This is a genomic window from Candidatus Krumholzibacteriia bacterium, assembly GCA_035649275.1.
GTDB lineage: Bacteria > Krumholzibacteriota > Krumholzibacteriia.
In genome coordinates this window covers 33,815-60,684 of the sequence record DASRJW010000049.1, presented here as the reverse complement: position 1 = coordinate 60,684, position 26,870 = coordinate 33,815, and the positions used below count along the sequence as shown (strand labels likewise).

Sequence of the window (26,870 nt, the reverse complement as noted above, 5' to 3'; positions counted from 1 at the left end):
CGTCCTCGCCGTCGTGTCAGTCCAGCACCGGCTGCGGCTGCGGGCAGCGGCCGTGCGCGATGTGGGCGTCGAATTCGCTCTTGAACTTCTTGAGAAAACTCTTCACCGGCATGACGCAGGCGTCCGAGAGGACGCAGATCGTCGTGCCGAGCATGTTGTCGCAGAGGCTGTGCACCAAGGCGATGTCCTCCGGCGTGGCGCCGCCGCGCTCGAGGCGCCAGAAGATGTCGTCGAGCCAGGAGGTACCCTCCCGGCAGGGCGTGCACTGGCCGCAGGACTCGTGGGCGTAGAAGCGAGTGATCACGGCCAGGGCCCACACCATGCACGTGCCCTCTTCCAGAACCATCACCCCCGCCGAGCCCAGCATGGTGCCGAGCTGTGCCAGCGACTCGTAGTCCATCGACGCCCCCATGGCCTCGCTCCTGGTCATCACCGGCACCGACGAACCGCCCGGGATCACCGCTTTGAGCGGCCGGTCGGGATGGCGCATGCCGCCGGCGTAATCCTCCAAGAGCTCCTGGAAGGGGACGCCGAGAGGCGTCTCGTACAGACCGGGCTTGCGCACGTGACCGCTGATGCACCAGAGCTTGGTTCCCGTGCTCTTGCCGACGCCGATCTTGGCGTAGGCGTCCCCGCCGTGCTCCAGGATCCAGGGCACGGCGGCGATGGTTTCCACGTTGTTGATGATCGTCGGGCACTGGAAGAGTCCCACCACCGCCGGGAAGGGCGGCTTGATGCGCGGGTAGCCCCGCTTGCCTTCCAGGGACTCCAGGAGCCCGGTTTCCTCGCCACAGATGTAGGCTCCTGCGCCGCGGTGCAGGGTGACGTCGACGCGCCAGCCGGAACCATACGGGCTCGGCCCCAGGAGGCCGGCGGCGTAGGCCTCGTCCACCGCGGCCTGCAACACCCGGCGCGTGGCTTCGTACTCGCCGCGAATATAGATGTAGCAGTCGTGGGAGCGGATGGCCCAGCAGGTGATGAGGATCCCCTCGAGGAGTAGGTGGGGATCCTTCTCCATCAGGTAGCGATCCTTGAAGGTACCGGGCTCGCTCTCGTCGGCATTGATGCACAGGTACACCGGACGCTCGGTGTTCTTGGGGATGAAGCCCCACTTCACCCCGGCGGGAAAGCCGGCGCCGCCGCGGCCGCGCAGACCCGACTTCTTCACTTCCTCCACCACCGCTTCGGGGCTCCGCGTGAAGGCCTTGCGTCCGGCACTGTAGCCACCCGCGGCCTGGTAGGTCCCGAGCAAGTGCGCGCCGGGGGTGTCGAAGCGCAAGCTCAGGATGCGCTGCACGGCGGGGGCTCCGGTGCTCACGGCAGCTCCTCCAGCAGGGCATCCAGCTTCGCCGGCGTCAGGTCGAAGGCGAAGTCGTCGTTGATCTGCGCCACCGGGGCGTGCTCGCAGGCGCCGAGACACTCGACGCGCTGCACCATGAAGCGCCCGTCCTCGGTGCTCTCGCCGTGGCCGATCCCGAACCGGCGCTGCAGGTGTGACAGCAGCCCCTCGGCACCGAGGAGCGAGCAGGAGAGCGTCTGGCACACCTGGATGTTGTACTTCCCCGGCGGCCGGTCGTGGAACATGTGGTAGAAGCTGACCACGCCGTACACGCGCACCGGCGAGACGCCGAGGAGGCGGGCGACGTACTGCATGGCCTCCGCCGAGATCCAGCCGTGCTGGCGCTGCACCAGCCACAGCGCCGGCAGCAGCAGCGCCTCTCGCGTCGGGTAGCGGCGCGCCAGCTCCTCGAGCTCGGCCACCGCGGCATCGGTGAGCACCGCCGCAGCCAGAGCGCTCGTTTCCGCCATGGACGCCTCGCCTCCTAGCGGTCCAGTTCCCCGGCCACGACGTTCAAACCGCCGAGGGCGGCGGCCATGTCGGCCACCATGCTGCCCTCGATGATCTGCGGATACGCCTGGTAGAGGTAGAAGCATGGCGGCCGCACCCGCACCCGGTAGGGGCGGCCGCTGCCATCGCTGATGATGTAGAAGCCGAGCTCGCCGTTCGGCACCTCGAAGGAGTCGTAGGTCTCGCCCGGCGGCACCGGAGTGCCGAACATGACCAGCATGAAGTGGTTCATGAGCGGCTCGATGTCGCGGTAGACCTCTTGCTTCGGCGGCAGCACGAAACGATTCTGCGCCGTGTTCACCGGGCCCTCGGGCAGCTTGTCCAGGGCCTGCTCGACGATGCGCTGGCTCTGGAAGATCTCCTCGAAGCGCACCATGATGCGATCGTAGGCGTCGCCGTTCTCTCCCACCGGCACGTCGAAGTCGAACTGATCGTAGAAGTAGTAGCGGTCGCGCTTGCGGGCATCGAGCGGCAGGCCGCAGGCGCGCAGGCACGGCCCGGTCCAGCCGTAGCTCACCGCTTCGGCGGCGCTGATCCCTGAGATGCCCACGGTGCGCTCCTGGAAGATGCGGTTGTTCCGCACCAGCTTGAGCACGTCCCGCACAAAGGGCATGCTCTCCTTGAGCACCGCCCGCACCTCGTCGGCGAAGCCCGGGTACAGGTCCCGCGCCAGGCCGCCGACGCGGGCGTAGCTGTTGGTGAGCCGGGCGCCAGTGAGCTTCTCCACCACCTTGTAGATGTTCTCCCGCACCGTGAACAGGTACCAGAAATTGGTGAGCGCGCCGACGTCCACGATGTTGGCGGCATTGCAGACGCAGTGATCCATGATGCGGGAGAGCTCGTTGATGATGACGCGGATGAACTTGCAGCGGTCCGGGACCTCGATCCCCGCCAGCTTCTCCACCGCCTTGACGTAGGCCACGTTGTTCGACAGCGCCGAGACGTAGTTGAGACGGTCGGCGTAGGGGATGACGTTGTTCCACACGCCCTTCTCGGCGCTCTTCTCGAAGCCCCGGTGCAGGTAGCCGATCTCCGGGATGGCGTGCTTGATGGTCTCCCCTTCCAGCTCCACCAGGACCCGGAGCGTGCCGTGGGAGAGCGGGTGGCTGGGGCCGATGTTGACCAGCATGCGCTCGCTGATCTGGGTTGCGCTGGGCTCCGCCAGGCCTTCGGCGCGGGCGCGGCGCTGCTCGCTCTGGTGGCGCAGCGCCAGCTCGTCCTCCAGGGTCTCGGTGGTGGCGCACCATTGCCCGCGACTGCGGTCGTAGTCCTTGCGCAGCGGGTGGCCGACGAACTCGTGGTGGCAGAGGATGCGCTTCAGGTTGGGGTGCCCGTCGAAGTGCAGGCCGAACATGTCGAAGGCCTCGCGCTCCGCCCAGTCGGCCGCCTTCCACAGGTCGTGTACGCTGTCGAGATGCGGATCCGCCTCGGGCACGGGCACCTTGAGCCGCAAGCGCCAGCCGTTCCAGAGCGAGTACAGCTCGTAGACCACCTCGAAGCGCTCGAAGCGCTGCTGGAGATGCAGCCGATCGGCGCCGGCGAGGTCCACCAGCATGTCGAAGCGCAGCTCTGGATCGTCGCGCAACGCCTGCAGCACCCGGCGGCTGCCGGAGCGCCGCACCGCGTACACCAGGTCGCCGTGGGAAGAGCAATCGGCCAGGAGATCAGGACCGAGGTGGCCGCGCACGCGGTCCGGGTTCGGATGGGACATCGCGCGCTGCTCCTCTTCAGGATTGTTCGAGGAGCCGGCGCTCGTCGATCTTCTTTTGCAGCTTGAGCAAGCCGTCGAGCAGCAGGTCCGGGCTCGGCGGGCAGCCCGGCACGTAGATGTCCACGGGGATGATCTGATCGATCCCCTGCAAGGTGCAGTAGTCGTCGTAGAAGCCGCCGGAGCTGGCGCACACCCCCATGGAGATCACCCAGCGCGGTTCCGCCATCTGCGCGTAGATGGTGCGCAGGATCGGGGCCATCTTGTAGACCACGGTGCCGGCGACCACCATGAGGTCGGCCTGGCGGGGCGAGAAGCGCACCACCTCGGCGCCGAAGCGGGAGAGATCGAACTGCGAGCTCACCACGCCCATGAACTCGATGGCGCAGCAGGCGGTGCCGAAGGGCAGGGGGAAGAGCGAGTTCTTCCGCGCCCAGTCCACGGCGGCCTCGATGCGGGTGGTGATGAAGGGCTGGTTGGCGATCAGGCCGCGCCTCACTCCCATTCCAGCGCTCCCTTGCGCCAGACGTAGAGGAGCCCGATCTCGAGGACACCCAGGAAGACGAGGACTTGCGCCAGACCCATCCAGCCGAGCTTGCTGGCGAGCACGGACCAGGGGAAGAGGAAGACGACTTCGATGTCGAAAAGCAGGAAGAGGACGGCCACGAGATAGAACTTGATCGGCAGCCGCGGGTGCGCGGTGCCGAGGGGCGGCGAGCCGCACTCGTAGGTCGAGGCCTTCGTCGGGTCGGGCCGCTTGGGCGCCAGGAGGCGCTGTGCCCCGAGCATCAAGAGCGGGACGAGGATGGCCACGGGAACCAGGAGCGCGAGCGGCGCGAACCCCACGTGGACCTCGCAATTCGTTCTCTTGCAGGCACTTGCGAAAGTTTGAGAAAAATTTCTCAAACTACGATGGCACTGATACTACTCGCCGGTGGGGAGAAGTCAAGGCGACGGCCCGGTGCGTCAGACCTCCATGACCTCCGCTTCCTTGGCCTTCAACATCTCGTCGAGCTTGCGGATGGTGCCGTCGGTCATTTCCTGCACCTTCTTGGCGTGCCGCTTGTGTTCGTCCTCGGTGAGCTCGCCCTCTTTTTCCAGCCGTACCAGTTTCTCGTTGGTGTGGTGCCGGACGTTGCGCACCGCCACGCGACCGTGCTCGACCATGGTGCGCACCACCTTGACCAGCTCTTTGCGGCGCTCCTCCGTCAGCTGCGGGATGGGGACGCGGATGACGTTGCCGTCGTTGGCCGGATTCAGCCCCAGGTCGGCGCCGCGGATGGCCTTCTCGATCTCGCCGATGAGGCTCCGATCGTAGGGCTGCACGGTGAGTAAACGCGGTTCCGGCGCGTTGACCCCCGCCACCTGCTTGAGCGGCACCTGGGAGCCGTAATACTCGACGCGCACCGTGTCCAGCAGCGCCGGCGAGGCCTTGCCCGTGCGCACCGTCGCCAGCTCGCGGCGGGCCGCTTCGATCGACTTCTTCATGTGATCTTCGGCTTCGTGCAACAACGTCTCGGCGGACATCGTTTCACCCCTTTCCGACCATCGTCCCGACCTCTTCGCCCGCGACGATGCGTAACAAGGCGCCGGGGGCGTTGATGTCGAAAACGATGATGGGCAAATCGTTGTCTCGGGACAAGGAGAACGCCGTCGAGTCCATGACGCGCAGGTCGCGTCCCAGGGCTTCGTCGTAGGTCAGGCGCTGGTAGCGCACCGCCCCGGGATTCTTGGCCGGATCGGAGTCGTAGACGCCGTCCACCTTGGTGCCCTTGAGGAGCACCTCCGCGCCGATCTCCATGGCGCGCAGCACGCCTGCCGTGTCGGTGGTGAAGAAGGGATTGCCGGTGCCGCCCGCCATGATGACGATGTTGCCGCTCTCGAGCTGCTCGATGGCGGTGCGCCCGGCGAAGGGCTCGGCGATCTGGGTCATGCGGATCGCGGTCATCACCAGCGCCGGCACGGCGAGCCGGGCGAGGGCGTCCTGCACCGCCAGCGAGTTGATCACCGTGGCCAGCATGCCCATGTGGTCGCCGGTCACCCGATCGATGCCGCGGGTGCTGCCGGTTTGGCCGCGGAAGATGTTGCCGCCGCCGAGGACCAAGCCGAGTTGGATGCCGTGGCCATGTACCTCGCGCAGTTCCTGCGCCAGGGCTTCGATGCGGTCGCCATCCAGGCCGACGCTGCGCGAGCCCGCCAGGACTTCTCCGCTCATCTTGAGCAGGATGCGGCGATACTTGAGCTTCATACCCTGAACAGACGAGCGCGAGCGGGCGCCGCCGGGTCGGGGGTCACGCTTCTTCGCCGAGCTGGTAACGCACGAATCGGCGCACGACGATGTTCTCGCCCAGCTTGGCGATGGCTGCCTTGACGCGCTCCTCGACGCTGCGGTCCGGGTCCTTGACGAAGGGCTGCTCGAGGAGCACGCGCTCCTTGTAGAGCTTCTCCACCCGGCCCTGCACCATCTTCTCCACGATCGGCGCCGGCTTGCCGCTTTCCGCCGCTTGGCCGCGGAAGATGCCGAGCTCGCGCTCCAGGAGCTCCGGGTCGAATTCCTCGCGGCGCACCGACACCGGGTTCGTCGCGGCGACCTGCATCGCCAGGTCCTTGCACAGCTCGACGAAATCCGGGGTGCGGGCGACGAAATCGGATTCGCAATTCACTTCCACCATCACGCCCACCCTGCTGCCCGAGTGGATGTAGGCGAAGATGAGCCCTTCCTGCGTCGCTCGGCCGGCCTTCTTGGCCGCCCCGGCCAGGCCCTTGGTCCGCAGATAGTCCACGGCCTTCTCCAGGTCGCCGTCGCTCTCGGCCAGTGCTTTCTTGCAATCCATCATGCCGGCGCCGGTCTTGTCGCGGAGCTCGCGCACGACGCCTGCAGAGATGTCGGCCATGGTCTCCTCCCGTGCCGTGATTCAGGAACGTTCGGCCAGGCGCGGAGAACGCGACCGGGCGGCGGTGGTTTCCTCGTCCGCCCCGACCGCTGCGTGCACCTTGCCATCGCCGGCTTCGGGCTCGAGGCGGCCGGCCTCGCGGCCCTCGAGGGAGCGCTCGCGCCCTTCCAGGACCGCGGCGGCGATGTAGTCGGCGAACAGCGCGATGGCACGGATGGCGTCGTCGTTCCCCGGGATGGGGTAGTCGATGCGGTCCGGATCGGCGTTCGTGTCCACGATGCCGACGATGGGGATGCCGAGGCGGTTGGCCTCCTTGACCGCGATCTCTTCCTTCGTGGTGTCGACGACGAAGAGCATCCCGGGCAAGCGATCCAGGCGGGAGATGCCACGCAGCACCTTCTCCAGCCGCGCCCGCTCCTTCTGCATCCGGCTGCGCTCCTTCTTGCTCAGCTGCTCCATGCCGCCTTCGGTGGCCAACTTCTGCAGCTCCAGGTAGCGGGCAATGCCCTTGCGCACGGTTTGGAAGTTGGTGAGCATGCCGCCGAGCCAGCGCTCGCTGATGAAGTGCTGGCCGCAGCGGGCGGCGGCTTCCTCGACGACGCTGCGCGCTTGCTTCTTCGTGCCCACGAAGAGCACCGGCTCGCTGCGCTCCGAGGCGGCCTTCACTGCCGTGTAGGCGCGCTCGGCACAGGCCACGGTTTTCTGCAGATCGATGATGTGGATGCCGTTCCGCTCGATGAAGATGAACGGCTTCATCTTGGGGTTCCAGCGCCGGGTCTGGTGCCCGAAGTGCGCGCCGGCTTCCAGGAGATCCTTGATGGCAGGGGCGGCGGCAGGCATGCCTGCTCCTTTCGGTTGATCCTCCGGCGACCTGCTCCCCGACCGCACGAAGCGGCACCGTAGGGGAGACAGGGGCGGCTCGCCGTGTGAATTCCGCTCCCTCACGGCGGCTGCTCCGCCGTGCGGTCGAGCGGTGTCGATCAGCGCTTGGAGAACTGGAAGGCGCGCCGGGCGCCGCGGAGCCCGTACTTCTTGCGCTCCTTCATCCGCGGATCACGGGTCAGCAGGCCGATCTTGCGCAGCGGCTTGCGGAGCTCCGGATCGTGCTTCAACAACGCCCGGGCGACACCGAGGCGGAGCGCCCCGGCTTGTCCGGTGCTGCCGCCGCCGCGCACCCGCGCCACCAGATCGAAGCTCGTCGCGGCCTGGGCCACCTCGAACGGCTGCATCACCTGGCGCACCAGCGAGTCGCGGTGCAGGTAGTCGCGCAAGGCGCGGCCGTTCACCAACAGGTTGCCGCTGCCGGGAGTCAGGCGTACGCGCGCGATGGCCTCCTTGCGGCGTCCGGTGGCATACAGTGGCTTCGCCATTCATTCACTCCAGCTCGAAAGGTGCCGGCGACTGGGCTTGCTGGCGATGCTCGGGTCCGGCGTAGACGCGCAGGCGTGTCAATTGGGCACGCCCGAGCTTCGTCGCCGGCAGCATGCCGCGCACAGCCCGCATGATGACTTCCTCGGGTCGGCTCTCCATGAGCTCGCGCATGCTGCGCACGCGCAAGCCGCCGGGATAACCCGAATGCTTGTAGTACTTCTTCTGCTGCAGCTTGTCCCCGGTGATGCGCACCTTCGCCGCATTGGTGACGACCACGTGGTCGCCCTGATCCAGGTGCGGCGTGTACTGGGGCTTGCCCTTGCCGCGCAGCAGATTGGCCACGTGCGAGGCGACTCGGCCGAGGACTCGGCCCTCGGCGTCGATGAGCACCCACTTGTGCTCGATGTCGCGCGCCCGTACCACGTGGGTTTTCATGCCACTTCCTCCATGCTGAACAACAGCAGCCCGCCACCTTAGCAGGGGCTCCAGGGGCCGTCAAGCGCACCTGGCCGGGGAGAGGGGCAGAGGGGCGAGGCGCGGCGGGTCCGAGGAGCCGCGCCGAGGCGTCGGTCTGGCCCCGGGTGCCGTTCCCGACCGCCCCCGGCGCCGGCCTGCCGTCGCTCCCCTGGCCTAGGGGCGTTGGGCCACGACGAACACCGAGGTGGAGAGCACCGGCACCCGCGTCCCGGGCCCGCGGAAGAGTGTCGAGCGCAGCAGGCTGGCCAGGCCGCGGTGGCGGATCACGTCCATCGGCGCCGTGAGGTAGCGCGAGGTGCGGATCTCGAAGCCGGCGCGCCCCAGCAGACCGACGATGTCGCCGCGGGTATAGATGCGGGCTCGGGCGAAGCGCCGGTGCAGATCCCGTGGCAACCAGGAAAAGAAGGGCACCCGGTTCCAAGGCAGGAGGGGCAGATTGGCGCCGTGGGTCTCGAAGATCCACCACTTGTGCGGCACCGAGAGCACGAGCCTGCCGCCCGGGCGGAGCACCCGACGGATCTCGCCGAGGAGCCGGTGCTCGTCGGCGGCGTGCTCGAGGGTCTCGATGCAGAGCACGGTGTCGAACGCGGCGTCTTGGAAAGGCATGCTGCCGCCGTCGTAGAGCACTGGGTGGCAAGGCGCGCCCGCGAAGCTGCGCAAGGCGCGGCGGAACTCATCGAGGTGCGCGGGAACGACGTCGAGACCGACGATGCTCCGGAAGCGATCCAAGAAGCGGACGGTTTGCGCGCCGTTGCCGCAGCCCACATCGAGGAGCCTGGCGCCGCGGAAGGCGGGCGAGCACATGGCATCGATGAGGGCGACGCGGCGTCCGAGCACGAAGTCGCCGTACGAAGCCGGGCGGCCGAGCGCTGGAGCGTCCACCGCGCCCTGCCTCACCCTCGCCGCCGCGGTGCGGCCGCGCCGAGCTCCGCCAGGCTCGCCGGCAGCGACTCCTCGTAGGGCGGGCGCACGACGCCGCCTTCGTGCACGATGGCGGTGATCAGATCCGCCGGGGTGACGTCGAAGGCAGGGTTGTACGCCTCCACGCCTGCCGGAGTGCTCCGCCCTGCGGCACCCGTGGTCACCTCGCTCGCCGCCCTCTCCTCGATCGGGATGTCCCGGCCGCTCGCGAGCGACAGGTCGAAGGTGGTCGACGGCGCCGCGACGTAGAACGGTATGCCGCAGCGCCGCGCCGCCAGCGCCACGCCGAAGGTGCCGATCTTGTTCGCCGTGTCGCCGTTGCGAGCGATGCGGTCGGCACCGACGACGACGCAGTCGATGCGCCCCGAAGCCAGGAGCGAGGGCGCGGCGTTGTCGCAGAGAACGGTGACCGGGATGCCGGCGCGCTGCAGCTCCCAGGCGGTGAGACGCGCTCCCTGCAAGAGCGGGCGCGTTTCGTCGGCGAAGACCTCGACGCTCTTCCCCTGCTGCACCGCTGCGTAGACCACGCCGAGCGCGGTGCCGATGCCCCCGGTGGCGAGCGCCCCGGCGTTGCAATGCGTCAGCACCCGGGCGCGCTGCGGCAGCAATCCGGCCCCGTGCGCGGCGATCGCTTCACAGAGCGCCCGGTCCTCCGCATGCACCGCCGCGGCCTCGCGGGCGACGCGAGTCGCGAGCTCCGCTGCCGAGGTCGCCGGCGCGGCGACAACGCGCCCGAGACGCTCCACCGCGCCGAAGAGGTTGCGCGCCGTAGGCCGGGTGCGCGCCAGGCTCTCCCCTGCCTCCAGCAGCCGCGCCCGCAAGGCCTCGACCTCCTTGCCGCCTGCCGCGAGGAAGAGCTCCGCTTCGAGCTGGAAGCCGTACGCCGCGGCGACGCCGAGCGCCGGGGCGCCGCGGATGCGCAACATGCGGATGGCCTCGCAGAGCGCCTCCAGGCTGCGCAGCTGCAGCACCACGTGCTCGCTCGGGAGGCGAGTCTGGTCGATGATCTCGATGGCGCCGTCGCGGTAGAGGATGGTGTCAACGACCACTGCGCACCTCCACGTCGTGCAGCTCCTCCAGCAAGGAGAGGAAGCGCTGCACCGGGAAACCCATCACATTGTAGAAGCAGCCGCGGATCTCCTGGACGAGCATGGCGCCGAACCCCTGGATGGCGTAAGCCCCGGCCTTGTCGGCGCACTCCCCGGTCGCCACGTAGCGTTGCAGCGTCGCGTCGTCCCAGTGGCGGAAGCGCACCTCCGTCGACTCGACGCCGTCGACGCCGCGGCCGCTCTCCACATCCTGCAGCGCCAGGCCCGTGTGCACCAGGTGCCAGCGCCCGCGCAGGCGCTGCAACATGGCCAGCGCCTCCTCGGCAGATCCCGGTTTACCCAGGATGTCACCGTCGACGACGACGATGGTGTCGGCGCCGATGCAAGTCCCGCGCTGCCGGCCCCGTGTCCCAGCCACGGCCTTGCGGCGCGCCTGGGCCCGGGAATGGGCGAGAGGCTCGGGCTCGTCCAAGGGCTCCGTCTCGGCGTTCGTCGGTTCCACCTCGAACTCGAAGCCGAGCATGCGCAGGATGGAGGCGCGCCGCGGGCTCGCCGAGGCCAGGATCCAATCCCTTTGCGAGGTCCACGGCAACAGCGGATTCATGCTCGCGTCTGCCTCCGCAGCCCTCGATGGTGCTTCCCTGTGGGCGTGAAGAGAGTTCAGGCTAACACTGTGGCGCAGGAGGCGCAACGAGGCGGCCGGCGACAACGCTGCAGAGGCCCACCTCGTGCCGCTACTCCCCTGCCGTTCCCCTTGAAGACCGCGAGGCGCTGCGAGGCAGCCGGTGCTTGGGCTATCTTGGGCGTCCCAGGCCTGCGAGCGGCCGGAGTCACGACCTCGACGTTGCACTGCAGGCGTGAAGCGGGGTGAGAGACGGGATGAACCCAGCAGAGAATGGGCGCGGCGGGCGGTGGGGCGCCACGCGTGTCCTCGCCATCGTCTGGCTCCTGGCGCTCGCGGCGGGCGTGGTCTGGGCTGCGCTCCGCTCCTGGATCGGCGACGACATCTACATCACCTTCCGCTACTGCGACAACGTCCTCGCCGGCTACGGACCGGTGTACAACCCGGGAGAACGCAGCGAAGGTTACACCCACTTCCTCTGGTTCATTCTCCTCACCCTCGGGCGCGCCTTGCACCTGCCGCCGGACCTGCTGGGAAAATATCTGCCCCTGCCCTTCTACGCCGGCTGTCTCGCGCTCCTCGTCCTGCTGTCGCAACGGCTCTTCCCGGGAAAGGGCGGGCTCGCCGGTGTGCCGGTGGCGGCACTCGCCTGGGCGGCGCACGGGGATGCCCGTATCTATGCCAGCAGCGGCCTCGAAACCTCGGCCTACATCTTCACGCTGCTTCTCGCCACCTGGTTCCTCTGCGCCTCCACCCATGCACGGCGCGTCGCCCTCGCCGCCTGGGCCCTGGCACTCGGCACCTTGCTGCGCCCCGACGCCTTGCTCTATGCCGGCTTCGCCGGGCTCTACTTGCTCTGGCAGCGGCCTGCACACGGGCGCGGCTGGCTCGAGTTCGGCCTGCTCTTCGCGGCTCTGGCCCTGCCGCTCTTCGCTTTCCGCTTCCTCTACTATGGTTACCCGCTCCCGAACCCGTACTACGCCAAGTCCGCCAGCCTGGCCAACTGGCCGCAGGGCCTGGTCTACCTGCGGACGTATTTCGACGCCTACTTCGTCCTCCTCCTGGCACCGCTCGCGCTCGCTCTCCTGCTCCACCGGCGCGGCGGCGCGCCACGGGCGGGCGGCGCCGCTCCCGCTCTCGCTCTCGGCCTCGCCGCCGCGGCCGCGAACATTTACACCGTGACCCGCATGGGCGGCGACTTCATGTTCGCCCGTTTCTATCTGCCGGCGACGCCCTTCCTCCTCCTGGCCATCGAGGCTCTGGTGCACCAGCTGCCGCGCCGGAGTTGGCGCCTCGCCGGCACCGCGGTCGTGGTGGGCCTGGTGCTCTACGCCGGCGTGCGCAAGCAGGTCCATTTCTCCCACCGGCAGCACGTGAAGTCCATCGTGGACGAACCGCAGTACTACCCGGACTACCGGCTCGACGACCTGCGAGCGCAGGCGCGCGCCCTGGAACGCTGCCTCGCCGGCACCGGAGCGGTTCTCATGGTGCAAGGGGGTCAAGCGAGCCTGGCGTATTACGCCCACTTCCCCGTCGCCATCGAGCGCTACGGCTTGACGGATGCGCACATCGCCCACAGCCCGGTGCCGCCGATCCGCGGCCGCCCAGGACACGAGAAGCTCGCCGATGCGCAGTACATTTTCGACCGGCGGGTCAACTTCCGCATCCACGCCCGCCGGCCCTTGTCGCTCGAGGCCTTCACCCAGATCGGCATTCCCTGGTCCAAGGGGATGACCTACGGCGAGATCATTCTCTACGACCGGCAGCTCATGGACCGCCTGAAGAGCTGTCCCGGCATCCGCTTCCTCGATTTCCCCTTGTGGTTGCAGCAGGACTACCTGCCGGCCATCGGCAGCCTGCAGCCGAAGCGCGTGGCCGAGGACTACAACCACTTCGTGCGCTTCTATTTCGACCACAATCCGGATCCCGAGGGACTGCGCGGCCAGCTCGACGCAGCGCTGGCCGCGCACGGCATCCAGAAGATCCCGCCCGAGTCGTTGCGCCCCGACTACTTCGAGGACACCGGCCGCACCACCATGCCCGGCGGCCTGTGACGGCGCGATGCGAGACACGGCCTGCTCACGACTTGGCCCGGGCAACGCTGGTTCCGCCAGGACCGAGGTCCTCCCAGATGTAGATCAGGAACCGGTCTCCGTCACCGCTTCCCTTCTGTAGATCTTCGATCACGGTGAAGCGCGCCTGACCGACGATGCGCATCGTCGTCCCCACCTGCGTGTGCCAGGTGACGTCGGTGGCATAAACGGCCTCCGACGCGCGCCACTGCTTGCGATCGAGGGGCCGCAGCGGATTCTGCTCGGATCGGTACAGGTCGAAACGCTCGGTGAAAGCTGCGAGCGGTGTGAGCTCGATGTCGATCGCTCGAAGCCAAAGCTCTGCAGCCACCGGCTCTGCGTCGCAGCCCAGGGTCTCGGGATGGAACATGCGGCGATGGATGCGCATCTCTTCGTCGTAGCCCCATTCCGTCTCGCCAGCGTCCGGCTCATACAGAACAAAGCGAAAGCCCACGCCGTGCTCCGGCACGTTGGCGAAGAGCTGGGCGTAGAGCTCGAGATCCATCGTGCGATAGGCCTGGGCGCAGGTGTCGATCAGCTCGGTAGGCGTGGTGATCGCCACCGTCGCGGCCGCCTGCGTCGCTTGCTCGCCCACTGCCTGCGATTCCGCTCGCGGCCCCGTCGCGAGCAACCCTGTGATGGCGAGAGCGACAAGAAATGACTTCCTCGGTTCCATGGCGGAACCTCCTTGGATACCCAACACCGGCACGGTGACGTGGCGAGCGAATTCAAGGGTGGGTACTACCAATATACGTGGCTGCACGCGACGCGCAACATGACGAGAGCAGTTCACCGTGTCGAACATCGCCGTCAAGCGTGCGGGAGAGGGGCTCCGGTCTCGCGCTCGAGGAGCAAGGTCACCGGGCCGTCGTTCACCAGCTCCACGTGCATGTGTTCCTGGAACCAGCCGGCTTCGACAGGAACGGGGCCGGCGCGCAACAAGTGGACGAAAGTGTCGAAGAGACGCGACGCCACTTCCGGTGGCGCCGCCTGGGTGAAGCTCGGGCGGCGGCCCTTGCGGGCGTCGCCGTAGAGGGTGAAGTTGGGTACCACGAGCAGCGCGCCATCGCAATCGCTCACGCTCTTGTTGAGAGCGCCTTGCGCATCGGGGAAGACGCGGAGCGTGAGGCACTTCTCCGCCATCCAGCGCAGCGTCGCCTCGTCGTCCTCGGCGCGAAAACCGGCAAGCAGCACGAGACCCGGACCGATGCGCCGTTCCTCTGCCGCGGGCACGGTCGCGGCAGGATCGGGGAGCGCTGCTGCAAGCGGGAGAGGCGACGCGGCCTCGCCTTGCCGGGGTGCGGGCTCCGGCGCCAAGCGGCGCACCGCCGCCCGCGCCACGCGCTGGACGACGACGCGCACCTCAGAGGTCCTCGCCGCGGGTGACGCGCCGCACGTTCTGCACCGTGCGCACGGTGTGCAAGACCTCGTTCAGCTGCCGCAGATTGTGCACTTCGATGATGAAGGAGACCCGCACCAGCCCATCGACGGAGGCGAAGTCGCCGCTCTGGATGTTGGTGCCCGTGGCGGAGATCTTCTTGCTGATGTCGGCCAGCAGGTTCTTGCGGTCGTCGCCGGTGACAAAGACGCGGGCCAGGAAGGACTGCTTTTCCCCCACGTCCCAGGAGACGTCGATGCGGCGGTCGGCTTCCACGCTGTCCAGGTTGACGCAATCGTCGCGGTGCACCGAGATGCCGCGCCCACGGGTGACGACGCCGCGGATGCGGTCGCCGGGCACCGGGCCGCAGCAGTGGGCGAAGCGCACCATGAGGTTGCCGACCCCCTGCACCTTGATGCCCTCGGTGGAACCGCGCACCAGGCGCTGCACCCGCTCGGTGGGCAGGAGCCGTGACAGCCGCCGCTTGTTCTCCGGCGGCGCCATGCGGTTGAGCACCGCTTTGAGCGACTGGGTCCCCTGCCCGATGGCGGCGAGCAGCTTCTCGGAGTCCTCGAAGCCCATTGCCTGGGCCAGGTCGGTGAGACCCCCTTCGAGGTCGACCTTGATCTTCCCGCTCTTGACCTCGCGCTCCAGCATCTCCCGGCCGAGAGCGACACTCTCGGCGTAACGCTGCACGTTCAGCCAGTGGCGGATCTTGGAGCGTGCCCGCGGCGTGCGGGCGATCTGCAGCCAGTTCAGGCTCGGGTGCCCGGTGGGTGCGGTCTGGATGTCCACCGTGTCGCCGCTGTGCAGCTCGGTGTGCAGCGGCACCATGCGCCCGTTGACCCGGGCGCCGACGGCGTGCGTGCCCACCTGGGTGTGGACGGCGAAGGCGAAGTCGATGGGGGTGGAGCCGCTCGGCAGCTGCTTCAGATCCCCCCGCGGGGTGAAGACGAAGACCTCGTGCTGGAAGAGATCGATCTTCAAGGCCTCGAGGAACTCCCGCGGGTCGCGCAGCTCCTGCTTCTCCTCCAGCATCTGCCGCAGCCACTGCAGGTGCGCGTCGAGCTCGTCGTCGGTCTTGCCTTCCTCTTTGTACTTCCAGTGCGCCGCGATGCCGTACTCGTTGGTGCGGTGCATCTCCCCGGTGCGTACCTGGATCTCGATGTAGTGGCCTCCGTGCCCCATCACCGTGGTATGCAGCGAGCGGTACATGTTGCTCTTCGGGGTGGCGATGTAGTCCTTGAAGCGGTCGTGGATGGGCGTGTACAGCGTGTGCAGGATGCCGAGGGTGCTGTAGCAGTCGCGCAGGCTGGGGACGACGATCCGGAGTGCCAGCAGGTCGTAGAGCTCGTCCATGGCCTTGTGGCGCCCGCGCATCTTCTTGTGGATCGAGTAGAAGTGCTTGGCCCGCCCGCTCACGTCCGCCTGGATCCCCGCCTCCGCCAGCTTCTCCCGGATCGGCCGGCTCATGTGCTCCAGGTAGCCCTCGCGCTCCTGGCGCTTCAAGCCGATCTCGCGCTCGATGTCCCGATAGGCCTCCGGCTCCAGGTGCTTGAAGGCGAGATCCTCGAGCTGCCACTTGAGGAAGCCGATGCCCATGCGGTGGGCGAGGGGTGCATAGATGTCCAGCGTTTCCTGGGCGATGCTCTTGCGCTTGGGCTCGGGGAGGAATTCGAGGGTCCGCATGTTGTGCAGCCGGTCCGCGAGCTTCACCAACATGATGCGGACGTCCTGGATCATGGAGAGGAGCATCTTGCGGAAGTTTTCGGCCTGCGCCTGCTCGGCGCTCTCGAAGTGGACGCGGCCGATCTTGGTGACCCCTTCCACCAGGCGGGCCACGCCGGCGCCGAAGGTTTCCTCGAGCTGCGCCGGGGTGATCTTGGTGTCTTCGACGACGTCGTGCAGCAGCCCGGCGGCGACCGCCTCGCGATCGAGGCGCATCTTCGCCAGCGTCTTCGCCACCTCGACGACATGGGAGAAATAAGGTTGGCCCGAATGCCGCCGCTGCCCTTCGTGGGCGCGGCGGGCGAAGTCGTAGGCCTTGTCCACGAAGGCCCGGTCGGTCTCGGGCATGTAGGGCGCGAGCAGGGCGCGGAGGGCTTCGAGATCGGCCTGCGCCTGCGTCAGTGTGTTGAGCTCTTGCGCCCCATCGGTACTCATGACGACTCGTTCCGCGCCGGTTCCCCGGCGCCTGCTACCGCGATATTGCTCGCTTCCGCTTCCCGCAGGTCCGCCACCACCAGCTGGCAGGCCTGCCCCCAGCGGGGATCCTGGCGCCGCAGCTGCCCGACCACGTCCAGGTGGCGGCCCACCACCTCCGCCGGGCTGATCTCCCGGCCCCAGCGGAAGGCGATGCCGTCCAGGGGGCTGCCGTCCGCCAGCTCCAGGTCGAGCTTCAGGTGGCTGCCTCCCACGAGCCGAGTGCGCTCGCGGACGCGCACATCCCGTACCAGCAAGAATGGCTCAGGATTGCCCGGACCGAAAGGCTCCAGGAGCTCGAGCGCGTCGGCGAGCTCCACCGCCACGTCGGCCGGGGCAATTTCCGCGTCCACGGCCAAGACCCGGCCCTGGGCCTCTCCCTGCTGCTGGGCCACGGCGTCCTCGAAGAGGCCGCGGAAGGCCTCGAAGCGCCCTGGCTCCAGGGTGAGGCCGCAGGCCTCCTTGTGGCCCCCGAAACGGACGAGCTCGGCGGCCGCCGCGTCCAGGGCGGCACGGACGTTGACCCCGCCGCTGGTGCGGATGGAGCCCTTTCCCACCCCATTCTGCACGCCGATCAGCACCGCCGGGACGCCGTACTCCTCGGCGAGCCGCGCCGCAGCGATGCCCACCACACCAGGGTGCCAGGTCTGCGAGAGGAGCACTAGGGCCGGGCGAGGCGCGCGCTGCCACAGCGCCGCCGCCTGCTCGCGCGCTTCCGCCTCCACCTGCTCGGTGAGCCGCCGCCGCCGCTCGTTCTGTGTCTCGAGCTCCAGCGCCAGCCGGCGCGCCGTCTCCTCCTCGGTGGCGAGCAGAAGGTCCACCGCCAGCTTGCCCCGCGCCACGCGGCCGGCGGCGTTGAGCCGCGGCACCAGGCGGAAACCCACCGGGCGGCTCTTCACCTCCACCTCGCGCACCCCGGCGGTGCCGAAGAGAGCGCGCATGCCGAGGCGCACCTGGCCGCTGCGCAGGCGATCGAGTCCGAGCTTGGTGAGGACGCGATTCTCCTGCAGCAGCGGTTGCACATCGCCCATGGTGCCGAGCGCCACGAGATCGAGGCCATCCTCGGGGGTTCGCTGCGCCAACAAACGCATGCACACCGCCTGCAGGAGTTTGTAAGCCACGCCCACGGCGGAGAGTCCCTTGAAAGGATAGGCGCAGTCGGCGCGCTTCGGATTGAGCACCGCGAGCGCCGCGGCGGGCCGGCGTGGGATCTCGTGGTGGTCCACCACGATCACGTCGATGCCCAGGCTCTGGGCGAGAGCGATGGTCTCGTGCTCGGAGGAGCCGCAGTCCACCGAGATCAGCACCCGCACGCCGACTTCGCCGGCACGCTGCACCAGCCGCGGCGTCATGCCGTAGCCGTCGCGCTCGCGATCGGGAATGAAGAAATCCACGCGTCCTTGCAGGCGGCGCAACTCCGAGACGAGGAGCGCCGTGCCGGTGATGCCATCGGTGTCGTAATCGCCGCTGATGACGATGTGCTCGCCCGCTTGCAGCGCCCGGGCCAAGCGCTCGCTCGCCCGGTCCATGTCGGTCATGAGCAGCGGATCGAGGAGATCGTCGAGGTGCGGCTGCAGCAGGCGCGTGGCAGCGGCGCGATCACGATGGCCGCGGCGGCAGAGCACGCGGGCGAGCACCGGGTGCAGCTGCAAGTCGCGGGCGAGAAGCGCAGCGTCCGCGTCGAGGGCGGCGTCGGCGGGCGGCAGGATCCACCGGCTGCGTGGTTGCACCAACCCCCACCTCCTGGACGGGAGCTCGAAAGCACCGCGGTCGGGGCGGGAGCTCCGGGAACGAAGTCGCTCGTAAGCCGAGTTCTGTTCCCGCGCGTGAGCGCGGGTGGTGACCATTTATCTGGGAGCCGCGTTACCGCGGCCCTCGAGCGACCGACCCGAGGGTCGAGCGAGGCGGGCCACCTCGTCCCCTCCTATTTGGTCTTGCTCCGGGTGGGGTTTACCGAGCCATCTCCGTCACCGGAGATGCTGGTGAGCTCTTACCTCACCGTTTCACCCTTACCGCAGCGCCCTTGCGGGCACCGAGGCGGTTTGTTTTCTGTGGCACTTGCCGTGGAATCGCTTCCCCTGGGCGTTACCCAGCACCCTGCCCTGCGGAGCTCGGACTTTCCTCGGACCCCTCTGGGCCCGCGGCCACCTGAGCGACTTCGTTTCCCGGAGACACCTGCTGCGACCGGAGCCGCTTCTCCTACGTCGCCGGTTTCTCCTGTCTGCGGGGCGAGTCTAGGGCGTCCAGCGCTGCATTGGCAAGGGCGTCGGCCCGGCGGTTCGCCGCGCGCGGGACGTGCTCGATGTGGAAGCTGGCGAAGTCGGAAAGCCGCGCGCGCACCAGGAGGTGCAACGCCTGCAGTCCCGCATGGCGGACACGATACTCGCCGCGCACCTGACGCACCACGAGCTCGCTGTCCAGTCGCGCGCGCAAGCGCCGCACGCCGCGGGCCGCCGCGGCCTCGAGGCCGCGCAGCAGCGCGGTGTACTCCGCCACATTGTTGGTGATGCCTTCGCCCAGAACCTCGCCATGCGCCAGGATCTCCTCGCCCTGCGCATCGAGGAGGACGAAACCGATGGCGGCGCGGCCGGGGTTGCCGCGGGAAGCGCCGTCGCACTGGAGGACGAACTCGTCGAGCCCGAGGTGGGAGGGCTGGCTGTCCGCGGGCCTCATGAGGGCGACTGCACGCCGGGATCCCAGACGAGGATGCGCCCGCAGCTCTGGCAGGTGCGGAGATTCGCGGCGCTACCGCCGCGCAGCTCCTGCAACAGCTGCGGCGGTTGCAAGGCGGCGCAGATGCCGCACTTGCGCTCGCCGACCAGAGCGATGGCCGCGTCCCCCTTGGCGCGCAGAACGCGCTCGTAGAGAGCGCGTGTCTTCGGCTCCAAAGCGCCGATCAAACCGTCACGCAAACGCTGCTGCGCTGCGACCCCCGCCTGCGCCGAAGCCAAGTCGCTCTCGAGCTGCCGCCGCACGCCGTCCAGCCGCAGCGTCTCCGCTTCCAGTCGCGCTTTCTCCGCCTCCCGCCGCGCCGCTGCCTGGGTGCTCCGGTCCATGGCTTCGAGCAAGGAGGATTCGAGGGCGTCGATGCGGCTGTCCTGCTGCTGCATCTCCCGCACCAAGGCCTGGTACGCTTCGGTGCTGGTGAGCGCGGATTGGCGGGATTCGCTGCGGGCCCGCTTCTGCCGCAGCTCCTGCAGCTCCATCTCCAGCTTGCGCCGCTCGCCTTCCGTGCGCCGGAAGACGGCCTCGGTCTCCTGCAGCTGCCGCTCCAGGCCGGTGCGCTTCTCTTCCAGTTCTTGCAGGCGCCGCGGCAAGGAAGCGATCTGCTGCCGCAGCTGGTACAGCTTGGCGTCCTCGCGGGCCAGCTCGACGAGCACGTTCGGCGCGCTCACTGCCCCTCCTCAAGACCGTCAGAGGAAAGGCCCGATCCGGAGAATCGGGCCCTGAGCTGGTGGGCGAAACAGGATTTGAACCTGTGACCTCTCGCGTGTGAGGCGAGCGCTCTGTCCAGCTGAGCTATTCGCCCGCGGAATCCGCGCCCCAGTCGTCCTGGTGGGCCCACCAGGACTCGAACCTGGAACCTGCCCGTTATGAGCGGGTTGCACTACCCGTTGTGCTATGGGCCCGCCACCGTCAGGCGCCGCCGCAGCCTAGCACAGGCCGCGCGCGAGGGGCCAGCCCATCACACCACGTCGGTGTAGCCCTTGAGCTTGCGGGCCCGGCTCGGGTGCATGAGCTTGCGCAGCGCCTTCGCTTCGATCTGCCGCACGCGCTCGCGGGTGACCTGGAAGATCGAACCCACCTCTTCCAGAGTGCGCGGCGTGCCGTCCCCGAGACCGAAGCGCAGGCGGATCACTTTCTCCTCGCGCCGGGTCAGCGTCGACAGCACCTTCGACATCTGGTCGGAGAGCATGGCGTGCGCCGCCGATTGGGCCGGTGAATCCGCCGAGGTGTCCTCGATGAAGTCGCCCAGGTTGGAGTCCTCGTCCTCGCCGATGGGACGGTCGAGGGAGATGGGCTCCAGGCTCGCCTTCATCACTGCCTTCACTTTGTCCACGGGCATTTGCAGCTTGCGCGCCACCTCTTCGGCGGTAGGTTCTCTGCCGTACTCCTGCACCAGCGCCCGCGAGGCCCGGGACACCTTGTTGATCGCCTCGATCATGTGCACCGGGACGCGGATGGTGCGCGCCTGATCGGCGATGGCACGGGTGATGGCCTGGCGGATCCACCAGGTGGCGTAGGTGGAGAACTTGTAGCCCTTGCGGTAGTCGAACTTGTCCACCGCCCGCATGAGGCCGGAGTTGCCTTCCTGGATCAGGTCCAGGAATTCGAGACCGCGGTTGGTGTAGCGCTTGGCGATGGAGATGACCAGACGTACGTTGGCCTCGATCATCTCCTTCTTGGCCTGCTGCACCCGCGCCGTGCCGATCTCGATGTCCCGGAGCAGCTCGCGCAGGCGCGGCGCCGTGACTTCCTGCGCCGCCTCCAGGACCTCCAGGCCCTTGCGGCACTCGAGCACCCGCTTGCGGTAGCCTTGCAACACTTCCTTGCCGTACATGCGGTTCTGGAACTTGTAGGAGCGGGTGTTGCGCCGGCGCATCTCGTTCAGGGCTTCCTGCATCTGCTCCACCCCGAGACCGTATTCGCCCTCCAGGAGGCGGACGTCGCGCTCCACCGCCTCGTAGGTCCGCTGGATGTCCCGCAGGTTCTGCACCAGCGCATCCACCTGGTTGGGGTGCAGCTTGAGGCCGTGGATCTCCTTCTTCAACTTGTCGACGCGGAGCACGACCTGCTTGTCCACCAGCTTCTTCTTTTCCTCGTACTCCCGCGTTCCCACTTTGGCGCGGAGCTCGCCGATCTCGCCGCGCAGCGTCTCGATGCTCTTGGCCTGGCGGTTGAGGCGCGTGACCTCCTTGCGGATGGAGCCGGGCGTGGTGGCGTTGCGGATCTCCAGCTGCAAGAACTCGTCGAGGCGCAGCTCCTGGTTCTCCAGGGACTTCACCAGCTCCCGCAGCTTGCGGAGCGACGCCGCGGTGGAGAACACCGTTTCCAGCACCTGGTGCTGGCCGCTCTCGATGCGCTTGGCGATGTCGATTTCCCCCTGCCGGTCGAGGAGGGGGACGCGGCCCATCTCGCGCAGGTACATGCGGATGGGGTCGTCGTAGCGGATCGTCGCCCGGACCTGCTGTTCCTTCTTCTGGCGCTCCTTGCGCCGGTCCTGGAGCTTCATCTTCTCGCGCGCGACTTCTTCGGTATCGTAGAAGTTGATCGAAAGCCGCGTCAGCTCGGTGTAGATGGAATCGAGGTTCTCCAGGTCGAAGTCGTCTTCCAGCAACTCGTTGATGTCGTCGTGGAGGACGTAGCCGCGGTCGTTGTGTCGCCGCCGCAGCTCACCGACGATCTTCGAGAGCTTCGGATCGAGGATGGTCTCGACCTTGCGCTCCGACTTCTTCCCGCCCTTCGCGGCCCGCTCGGGCTTCGCCTCGCGTTCCGTCTTCGGTTCGCTTGCTCTGCGCGTGGTCAATGCACTCTCCCTGGAATCAGGAAACGGAAGGAGGGCGACGCAGCTCCCTGCGGTCGCGGGCCAGCGCCTGCTGCTCTGCCAGCAGGCGCGCCGTGGTCTCGTGATCGCCGCTCTTCTCCGCCTCGACCAGGCGGCGGCGCAACTCCAGTCCGGTCTTTTCGAGACGGGCCTCGAGCAACGTGGCCCGATAATCTCGGAACAACTGCTCGGGCTCGCCCCGCGGCGCGCCCTCGAACTCCAGCCGGGTGCCGAGCGCCTCGTCGGTGCTCGAGGTCAGTTGCTCGCGCCACACTCCGTCGGCGCCGGCGGCTTGCAGCGCCGCGCACAGCCGGCCTTCCGGCCCGGCGCCGAAATCCGCCGGCTCGAGAGCCGCGAGCAACCGCGCCGCCCATTCCCGGCTCGACAGCGCCAGGCGCAGCGACCCTTGCCGCGCTTCCTGGACTGCGGCCGTCGTCGCGTCTGCCGGCGCTTCCGGCGGCTCCGGCGTCGCGATCAGCGCCCCACCGGCTCTCTTCTTCCCCTTCTCCAGAGCCGCCGACACCGTCGACTCGGAGAGACCGAAGGTGCGGGACAGCTCTTTCGAATACAGCTCCTGCAAGAGCGGATCACTCACCCGGCCCAAATCGGCGAGGAGATGCCGCGCCACCCGCTCTTTCACTGCCAGCTCGCCGGCCCGACGATCGACGAGCAGCTTCATGTAGGTGACGTAGCCGGGGGCCTCGCGCACGCGCGTGGCCATCGCCGCCGCGCCGTGCTCGCGCACGAACGAGTCGGGGTCGTACCCCGAAGGGAGCTCGACGATATGCACCAAGAACCCGTGCTCGAGGAGGAGGCCCGCTGCGCGCACCGCTGCCCGACGACCCGCTGGGTCGCTGTCTCCAAGTATATAAGCCCGATGGGTATAGCGATGCAAGAGAGCCGCCTGGGCGGCGCCGAAGGCGGTGCCGCAGGCGGCCACCACGTGTTCGATCCCGGCCTGGAAGAGGCTCAGGAAATCCATGTAACCCTCGGTGATGATTGCCGAATCGGCCCGCCGAATGGCGGCCCGGGCCTCCGCCAGGCCGTAGAGGACCTTGCCCTTGTGGTAGATGGGCGAGTCCGGCGAGTTCAGGTACTTGGGGGCGTCCCCGGCTTCGGGCCCGGGCAGGAGCCTGCCCCCGAAGCCCACCACCCGGCCGGAGAGCGAGTGGATCGGGAAGACGAGCCGGTCGCGGAGGGTGTCGAAGACGCCGTCCCCCTGGCGGCGGCGGGTCACCAGGCCGAGTTGCAGGAGCTTGTCCTCGCCGAAGCCCTCGGCCCGTAGCGCCTGCCCCAGGCCGTCCCAGGCGGCGGGCGCCGCCCCCAGGCGAAAACGGTCGGCGCTCTGGCGGCTGAGGCCGCGCTGCTGCAGGTAGGTCCGGGCCCGTTCACCTTGCGGGCCCCGCAGGGTGGCGGCGAAGAAGCCCGCTGCCGCTTCCGCCACGGCGTACAGGGCGTCCTGCCCCTCGCTCTCGCCCCCCACCTCGACGGTGATGCCAGCCCGCTGGCCCAAGAGACGCACCGCTTCCGTGAAGCTCACCCCGTCGTGCTCCATGACGAAGCGGAAGGGGTCGCCGCCGCGCTGGCAGCCGAAGCAGTAGTACATCTGCTTGTCCGGGCGGACGAAGAAGCTCGGCGTCTTCTCGCCGTGGAAGGGGCAGAGACCTTTGAAGCTGCTGCCCGCTCGCTTCAGGTTCACGAACTGTCCGATGAGCTCGACGATGTCCGTGGCGGCGCGGACATTCTCGATGACCTCGGCGGCCAGCCGTCCTCGCTGCGATTGCATGCAACCTCTCGTCTCGAGGTGCCGCTCAGGCCCTCGGCACGGCGTGACGAGCGCCTCCTAAGTCCGCGGCGCTGCCATCGTTCCGAATCTAATGCAGCTCCGCGATGGTAACACCGGCGCCACCCTCGCCGTGCTCGCCCAAGCGGTGCGCCGCCACGGCGGGGTGCGAGGCGAGATGCTCCTGCACGGCGCGGCGGAGCACACCGGTGCCCTTGCCATGCACGATGCGGACCGAGGGCAGGCCCTGCAGGACCGCGCGGTCGAGGAACTGGTCCAAAGCCGCCACCGCCTCGGCACGCTCGAAGCCGCGGAGGTCGAGCTCCAGTGCCGCCGCCTGCGTCGCCTCCTGCACGACGTAGCCGCCCCACCCGGGCGCCGCCGGCTTCTCGGCCGCCCGGCGGCGGAGCTCGAGATCCTGCAGCGATACGGTGACCGCGGCCGGACCGTAGCGCACCACCGCCCGATCGCCGAGCAGCTCCTCGAGGCGGCCCTCGGAGCCCAGGGGGCGGATCCACACCGTATCGCCCGGTTGCAACGGCCCGGCCGGCGGCGCCGGCGCTGGCTCCGGCTCGGGCAAGCGCGCCGCGAGCTCCTGCAGGGCGTCGCGGGCGGTGCGGATGTCGTCACGGCCCGCGGGCGAAGCGCGAAGGTCGCGGATCGTGTTCTCTACCTGCGCTCGCGCGGACTCGAGGAGCGCTTGCAACTCTCGGCGTGCTGCCGCCAGATCCTTGGCGCGCCGTTGCGCCAATTCGGCCAGGGCGACCGCCAGCTCCTCGCGCAGCCGCCGCGCTTCTGCCTCCGCCTGCTCCGCGGCGCGGCGCGCCGTTTCCAACCCGGCGCGCTCGGCTTCGAGGGCGCGCAGTACGGTCTCGAGACGCGCCGAGTCGGCGCCGCGCTCGCGCTGCGCCGCCGCCACCAAGCCGGGAGGAAAACCGAGGCGCTCGGCCGTGGCCAGGGCGTTGCTGCTCCCTGGCACGCCCGGTTCGAGGCGGAAGAGTGGGGTGCTGCGCGCCGCATCGAACACCATCGCGGCGTTGGCGATGCCGGGCTCGGTGTGGGCGAAGAGCTTGAGGGCGCCGAGATGGGTCGTCACCAGCGTCGTCGCTTGCTGCGCCACCAGGTGGCGGAGGACGGCCATCGCCAGTGCCGCCCCCTCTTCGGGATCGGTCCCGGCCATGAACTCGTCGAGGAGCGCCAGCAAGCCGTGCGCGGGCGCTTCGAGAGCCTGCCGCACATGGCGCAGATGGGAGCTGAAGGTGCTCTCGGCGGCCTCGATGGACTGCTCGTCGCCGATGTCGGCGACGAGACGCGCGAAGACCGGAAGCTCCGAATCCGGGTGCGCCGGCACTTGCAAGCCCGACTGATGCATGAGCACGAGCAACCCCACCGTTTTCAGCGCCACCGTCTTGCCGCCCGTGTTGGGACCGGTGAGGACGAGAGCGCCGGCGCCACCGAGGTCGAGATCGAGGGGCACGACGTCACGGCCCCGCTGGCGCAGTTGGGCTTGCAACAGCGGATGCCGGGCGGCGCGCAGGCGCAAGGCGACCCCACGCCGCGGTGCCGCCGCCTCCATGCTCCGGGCGACGCGCGCCGCGGCGTGCAACGCATCGAGGTGTTCCAACGCTTCCAGGCTCGCGAGCACAGCGTCACTCTCCTGGCCCAGGCGGGCGGTGAGATCGGCAAGGATGCGCAGCACCTCGCGGGCTTCGCGATCCCGCAGCGCCTGCAGCTCGTTGTTCGCCTCCACCACATCGAGAGGTTCGACGAAGAGCGTGGCTCCGGTAGCGGAACGATCGTGCACGATGCCGCGCACGCCGCCGGAGTCGGCGCGCACCGGGATGACGAAGCGCTCGCCGCGCACGGTGACATAGGCCTCGGCGTCGCCGCGGCTGCGCGCCAGGTGCTTCTCCAGCGCTTGCAGGACCGCCTCGCGCTGCACACCGAGCTGCCGGCGGAGACGCGCGAGCTCCGGCGAGGCGGCGTCGGCAAGCTCGCCGGTGGGGAGAATGGCGGCATCGATCGCAGCGAGGAGCGCCGGGTGGGCCTGCAGCGCCGCGGTCGCGGCGAGGAGTTGGGGCAACTCCGCCGTGTGGGCGTCGAGGAAGGCGCGCATGGCCCGCGCCGCCCGCAGGGTCTCCGCCACCTGCAGGAGCTCGGGCGCTTCGAGCCTGGCGCCGGCCCGGCGCGACTGCTTGAGCCAGGGCCGCAGAGCCCCGGTGCCCGCCAGGGGCCAGTTCTCCAGACCGGCGTCCAGGGCCCGGCGCACCTCGCCGAGCAGCCCTTGGCGGCGTTCCACTTCCTCGGGCAGGACGGCGGGGAGAAGCTGGCGCAAGCGGTCGGCGCCGCCCGGGCTCTGCGCTTCCACTACGAAGCGCTCGAGGAGCTTGTCGAACTCGAGGACGCGCCGCGCATGCCCCTCGGGATCGAGGGGACAGGGAAGAAAGACGGGAGCCGGAGGCGCGGCGGGGGTCAGCGCGTCGCGGCCTGGAAGGGCTCCTGTAGATCCACGCCCTTGGCGTAGGTGCGGACCACCTCGAAGGCCGCGGGAAGCAGGCTCGCCAGCGGCGGCCCCAGCTTCGATTGCTTCAGCTCGTCGCTCAGGCTGGGGCTCACGTTCAGGTGCACCACCATCGTGATCATGATGCTCAGCCACAGTGCACCTTTGCCTACTCCTGCGAGAGCGCCGCCGACCTGATCGAACCAACCGAAGAGAGTGACCTCCACCACCTCGGCGGCCACCTTGCCGATGACCTGGGCCACCAGCAGGCTCACGCCCACGATGGTGAGGAACACGAGGGTCGGCGTAATGCGCCAATGTGCCGCCGGACCAGCATAATCCTGCACCAGACCCCCGGTCAGGTAGAGGGCCAGGAACACACCGCCGACGAGCCCCGCCAGCTCCACTGCCTGGCGCAGCAGACCGCGGCGGAAGCCGAAGATGGCCGCCAGCAAGAGGCCAGCCAGGATCGCGTAATCCACCCAGACCACACCGCACC

Annotated in this window: 25 protein-coding genes, 2 tRNA genes and 1 other RNA gene; 1 reads left to right on the top strand and 27 read right to left on the bottom strand. The window is 68.7% G+C overall.

Going from position 1 to position 26,870, the window contains the following annotated elements; translation table 11 throughout:
• Positions 1-16: 16 nt before the first annotated feature.
• The 14 genes from nuoF to VFE28_05055 form a co-directional block, all read right to left on the bottom strand.
• Entirely contained in the window at positions 17-1,318 is a 1,302-nt protein-coding gene (nuoF, locus tag VFE28_05120; protein ID HZM15361.1) for an NADH-quinone oxidoreductase subunit NuoF, read from the bottom strand.
• Positions 1,315-1,809 carry an NAD(P)H-dependent oxidoreductase subunit E gene (locus tag VFE28_05115; GenBank protein ID HZM15360.1) on the bottom strand — a complete coding sequence of 165 codons (495 nt, stop codon included), beginning with the start codon at positions 1,807-1,809 and terminating at the stop codon, positions 1,315-1,317. The genes nuoF and VFE28_05115 overlap by 4 nt, the downstream gene beginning before the upstream one ends.
• A gap of 14 nt (positions 1,810-1,823) precedes the next feature.
• Positions 1,824-3,560 (bottom strand): NADH dehydrogenase (quinone) subunit D, encoded by a 1,737-nt coding sequence (nuoD, locus tag VFE28_05110; GenBank protein HZM15359.1) that lies wholly within the window; start codon positions 3,558-3,560, stop codon positions 1,824-1,826.
• 16 nt (positions 3,561-3,576) lie between these two features.
• Positions 3,577-4,062, bottom strand: coding sequence for an NADH-quinone oxidoreductase subunit NuoB (gene nuoB / locus VFE28_05105; protein HZM15358.1), 486 nt, complete (start codon positions 4,060-4,062; stop codon positions 3,577-3,579).
• On the bottom strand, positions 4,053-4,403 hold the full coding sequence (ndhC, locus tag VFE28_05100; GenBank protein ID HZM15357.1) for an NADH-quinone oxidoreductase subunit A: 351 nt from the start codon (positions 4,401-4,403) through the stop codon (positions 4,053-4,055). Before ndhC ends, nuoB begins: the two co-directional genes overlap by 10 nt.
• A gap of 120 nt (positions 4,404-4,523) precedes the next feature.
• Entirely contained in the window at positions 4,524-5,084 is a 561-nt protein-coding gene (frr, locus tag VFE28_05095; GenBank protein ID HZM15356.1) for a ribosome recycling factor, read from the bottom strand.
• A gap of 4 nt (positions 5,085-5,088) precedes the next feature.
• Complete coding sequence (gene pyrH, locus VFE28_05090; GenBank protein HZM15355.1) at positions 5,089-5,805, bottom strand: UMP kinase; 717 nt, start codon at positions 5,803-5,805, stop codon at positions 5,089-5,091.
• Positions 5,806-5,848: 43 nt separating this feature from the next.
• Positions 5,849-6,451 carry a translation elongation factor Ts gene (tsf, locus tag VFE28_05085; protein ID HZM15354.1) on the bottom strand — a complete coding sequence of 201 codons (603 nt, stop codon included), beginning with the start codon at positions 6,449-6,451 and terminating at the stop codon, positions 5,849-5,851.
• Between the two features lie 21 nt (positions 6,452-6,472).
• Positions 6,473-7,291: a 30S ribosomal protein S2 gene (gene rpsB / locus VFE28_05080; GenBank protein ID HZM15353.1), complete on the bottom strand. Its 819-nt coding sequence runs from the start codon at positions 7,289-7,291 to the stop codon at positions 6,473-6,475.
• Positions 7,292-7,431: 140 nt separating this feature from the next.
• Positions 7,432-7,821: a 30S ribosomal protein S9 gene (gene rpsI / locus VFE28_05075; protein HZM15352.1), complete on the bottom strand. Its 390-nt coding sequence runs from the start codon at positions 7,819-7,821 to the stop codon at positions 7,432-7,434.
• 4 nt (positions 7,822-7,825) lie between these two features.
• Entirely contained in the window at positions 7,826-8,257 is a 432-nt protein-coding gene (gene rplM / locus VFE28_05070) for a 50S ribosomal protein L13 (protein ID HZM15351.1), read from the bottom strand.
• A gap of 195 nt (positions 8,258-8,452) precedes the next feature.
• The gene (locus VFE28_05065; GenBank protein ID HZM15350.1) at positions 8,453-9,181 is read right to left on the bottom strand and encodes a methyltransferase domain-containing protein; all 729 of its coding nucleotides are present in this window, start codon (positions 9,179-9,181) and stop codon (positions 8,453-8,455) included.
• Between the two features lie 11 nt (positions 9,182-9,192).
• On the bottom strand, positions 9,193-10,269 hold the full coding sequence (gene mtnA / locus VFE28_05060) for an S-methyl-5-thioribose-1-phosphate isomerase (GenBank protein ID HZM15349.1): 1,077 nt from the start codon (positions 10,267-10,269) through the stop codon (positions 9,193-9,195).
• Entirely contained in the window at positions 10,259-10,873 is a 615-nt protein-coding gene (locus VFE28_05055; GenBank protein HZM15348.1) for a Maf family protein, read from the bottom strand. Before VFE28_05055 ends, mtnA begins: the two co-directional genes overlap by 11 nt.
• A gap of 275 nt (positions 10,874-11,148) precedes the next feature.
• Here VFE28_05055 and VFE28_05050 point away from each other — a divergent pair, with 275 nt between their 5' ends.
• Entirely contained in the window at positions 11,149-12,945 is a 1,797-nt protein-coding gene (locus VFE28_05050) for a hypothetical protein (GenBank protein HZM15347.1), read from the top strand.
• Positions 12,946-12,970: 25 nt separating this feature from the next.
• On the opposite strand, the gene VFE28_05045 is transcribed toward VFE28_05050, so the two are convergent.
• From VFE28_05045 to VFE28_04985, 13 genes are all read right to left on the bottom strand, one after another.
• On the bottom strand, positions 12,971-13,768 hold the full coding sequence (locus tag VFE28_05045; protein HZM15346.1) for a hypothetical protein: 798 nt from the start codon (positions 13,766-13,768) through the stop codon (positions 12,971-12,973).
• Between the two features lie 5 nt (positions 13,769-13,773).
• Positions 13,774-14,325 (bottom strand): D-aminoacyl-tRNA deacylase, encoded by a 552-nt coding sequence (dtd, locus tag VFE28_05040; protein HZM15345.1) that lies wholly within the window; start codon positions 14,323-14,325, stop codon positions 13,774-13,776.
• Position 14,326: 1 nt separating this feature from the next.
• Positions 14,327-16,504 (bottom strand): bifunctional (p)ppGpp synthetase/guanosine-3',5'-bis(diphosphate) 3'-pyrophosphohydrolase, encoded by a 2,178-nt coding sequence (locus tag VFE28_05035; protein HZM15344.1) that lies wholly within the window; start codon positions 16,502-16,504, stop codon positions 14,327-14,329.
• On the bottom strand, positions 16,501-18,273 hold the full coding sequence (gene recJ, locus VFE28_05030) for a single-stranded-DNA-specific exonuclease RecJ (protein ID HZM15343.1): 1,773 nt from the start codon (positions 18,271-18,273) through the stop codon (positions 16,501-16,503). Before recJ ends, VFE28_05035 begins: the two co-directional genes overlap by 4 nt.
• A 58-nt stretch (positions 18,274-18,331) precedes the next feature.
• An RNA gene (gene rnpB / locus VFE28_05025) (RNase P RNA component class A) lies at positions 18,332-18,703 on the bottom strand.
• A 39-nt stretch (positions 18,704-18,742) separates the two neighbouring features.
• Positions 18,743-19,216 (bottom strand): ribonuclease HI family protein, encoded by a 474-nt coding sequence (locus VFE28_05020; GenBank protein HZM15342.1) that lies wholly within the window; start codon positions 19,214-19,216, stop codon positions 18,743-18,745.
• Positions 19,213-19,938, bottom strand: a complete 726-nt coding sequence (locus VFE28_05015; GenBank protein ID HZM15341.1) for a hypothetical protein — start codon at positions 19,936-19,938, stop codon at positions 19,213-19,215. The genes VFE28_05020 and VFE28_05015 overlap by 4 nt, the downstream gene beginning before the upstream one ends.
• Before the next feature lie 57 nt (positions 19,939-19,995).
• Positions 19,996-20,072: transfer RNA gene (locus tag VFE28_05010), tRNA-Val, on the bottom strand.
• Positions 20,073-20,096: 24 nt separating this feature from the next.
• A tRNA-Ile gene (locus VFE28_05005) sits at positions 20,097-20,172 on the bottom strand.
• A 56-nt stretch (positions 20,173-20,228) separates the two neighbouring features.
• Entirely contained in the window at positions 20,229-22,070 is a 1,842-nt protein-coding gene (gene rpoD, locus VFE28_05000; protein HZM15340.1) for an RNA polymerase sigma factor RpoD, read from the bottom strand.
• A gap of 16 nt (positions 22,071-22,086) precedes the next feature.
• Positions 22,087-23,874, bottom strand: coding sequence for a DNA primase (gene dnaG, locus VFE28_04995; protein ID HZM15339.1), 1,788 nt, complete (start codon positions 23,872-23,874; stop codon positions 22,087-22,089).
• An 88-nt stretch (positions 23,875-23,962) separates the two neighbouring features.
• The gene (locus VFE28_04990) at positions 23,963-26,239 is read right to left on the bottom strand and encodes a Smr/MutS family protein (protein HZM15338.1); all 2,277 of its coding nucleotides are present in this window, start codon (positions 26,237-26,239) and stop codon (positions 23,963-23,965) included.
• Positions 26,240-26,343: 104 nt separating this feature from the next.
• Positions 26,344-26,862, bottom strand: coding sequence for a CvpA family protein (locus tag VFE28_04985; protein ID HZM15337.1), 519 nt, complete (start codon positions 26,860-26,862; stop codon positions 26,344-26,346).
• Positions 26,863-26,870 lie beyond the last annotated feature (8 nt).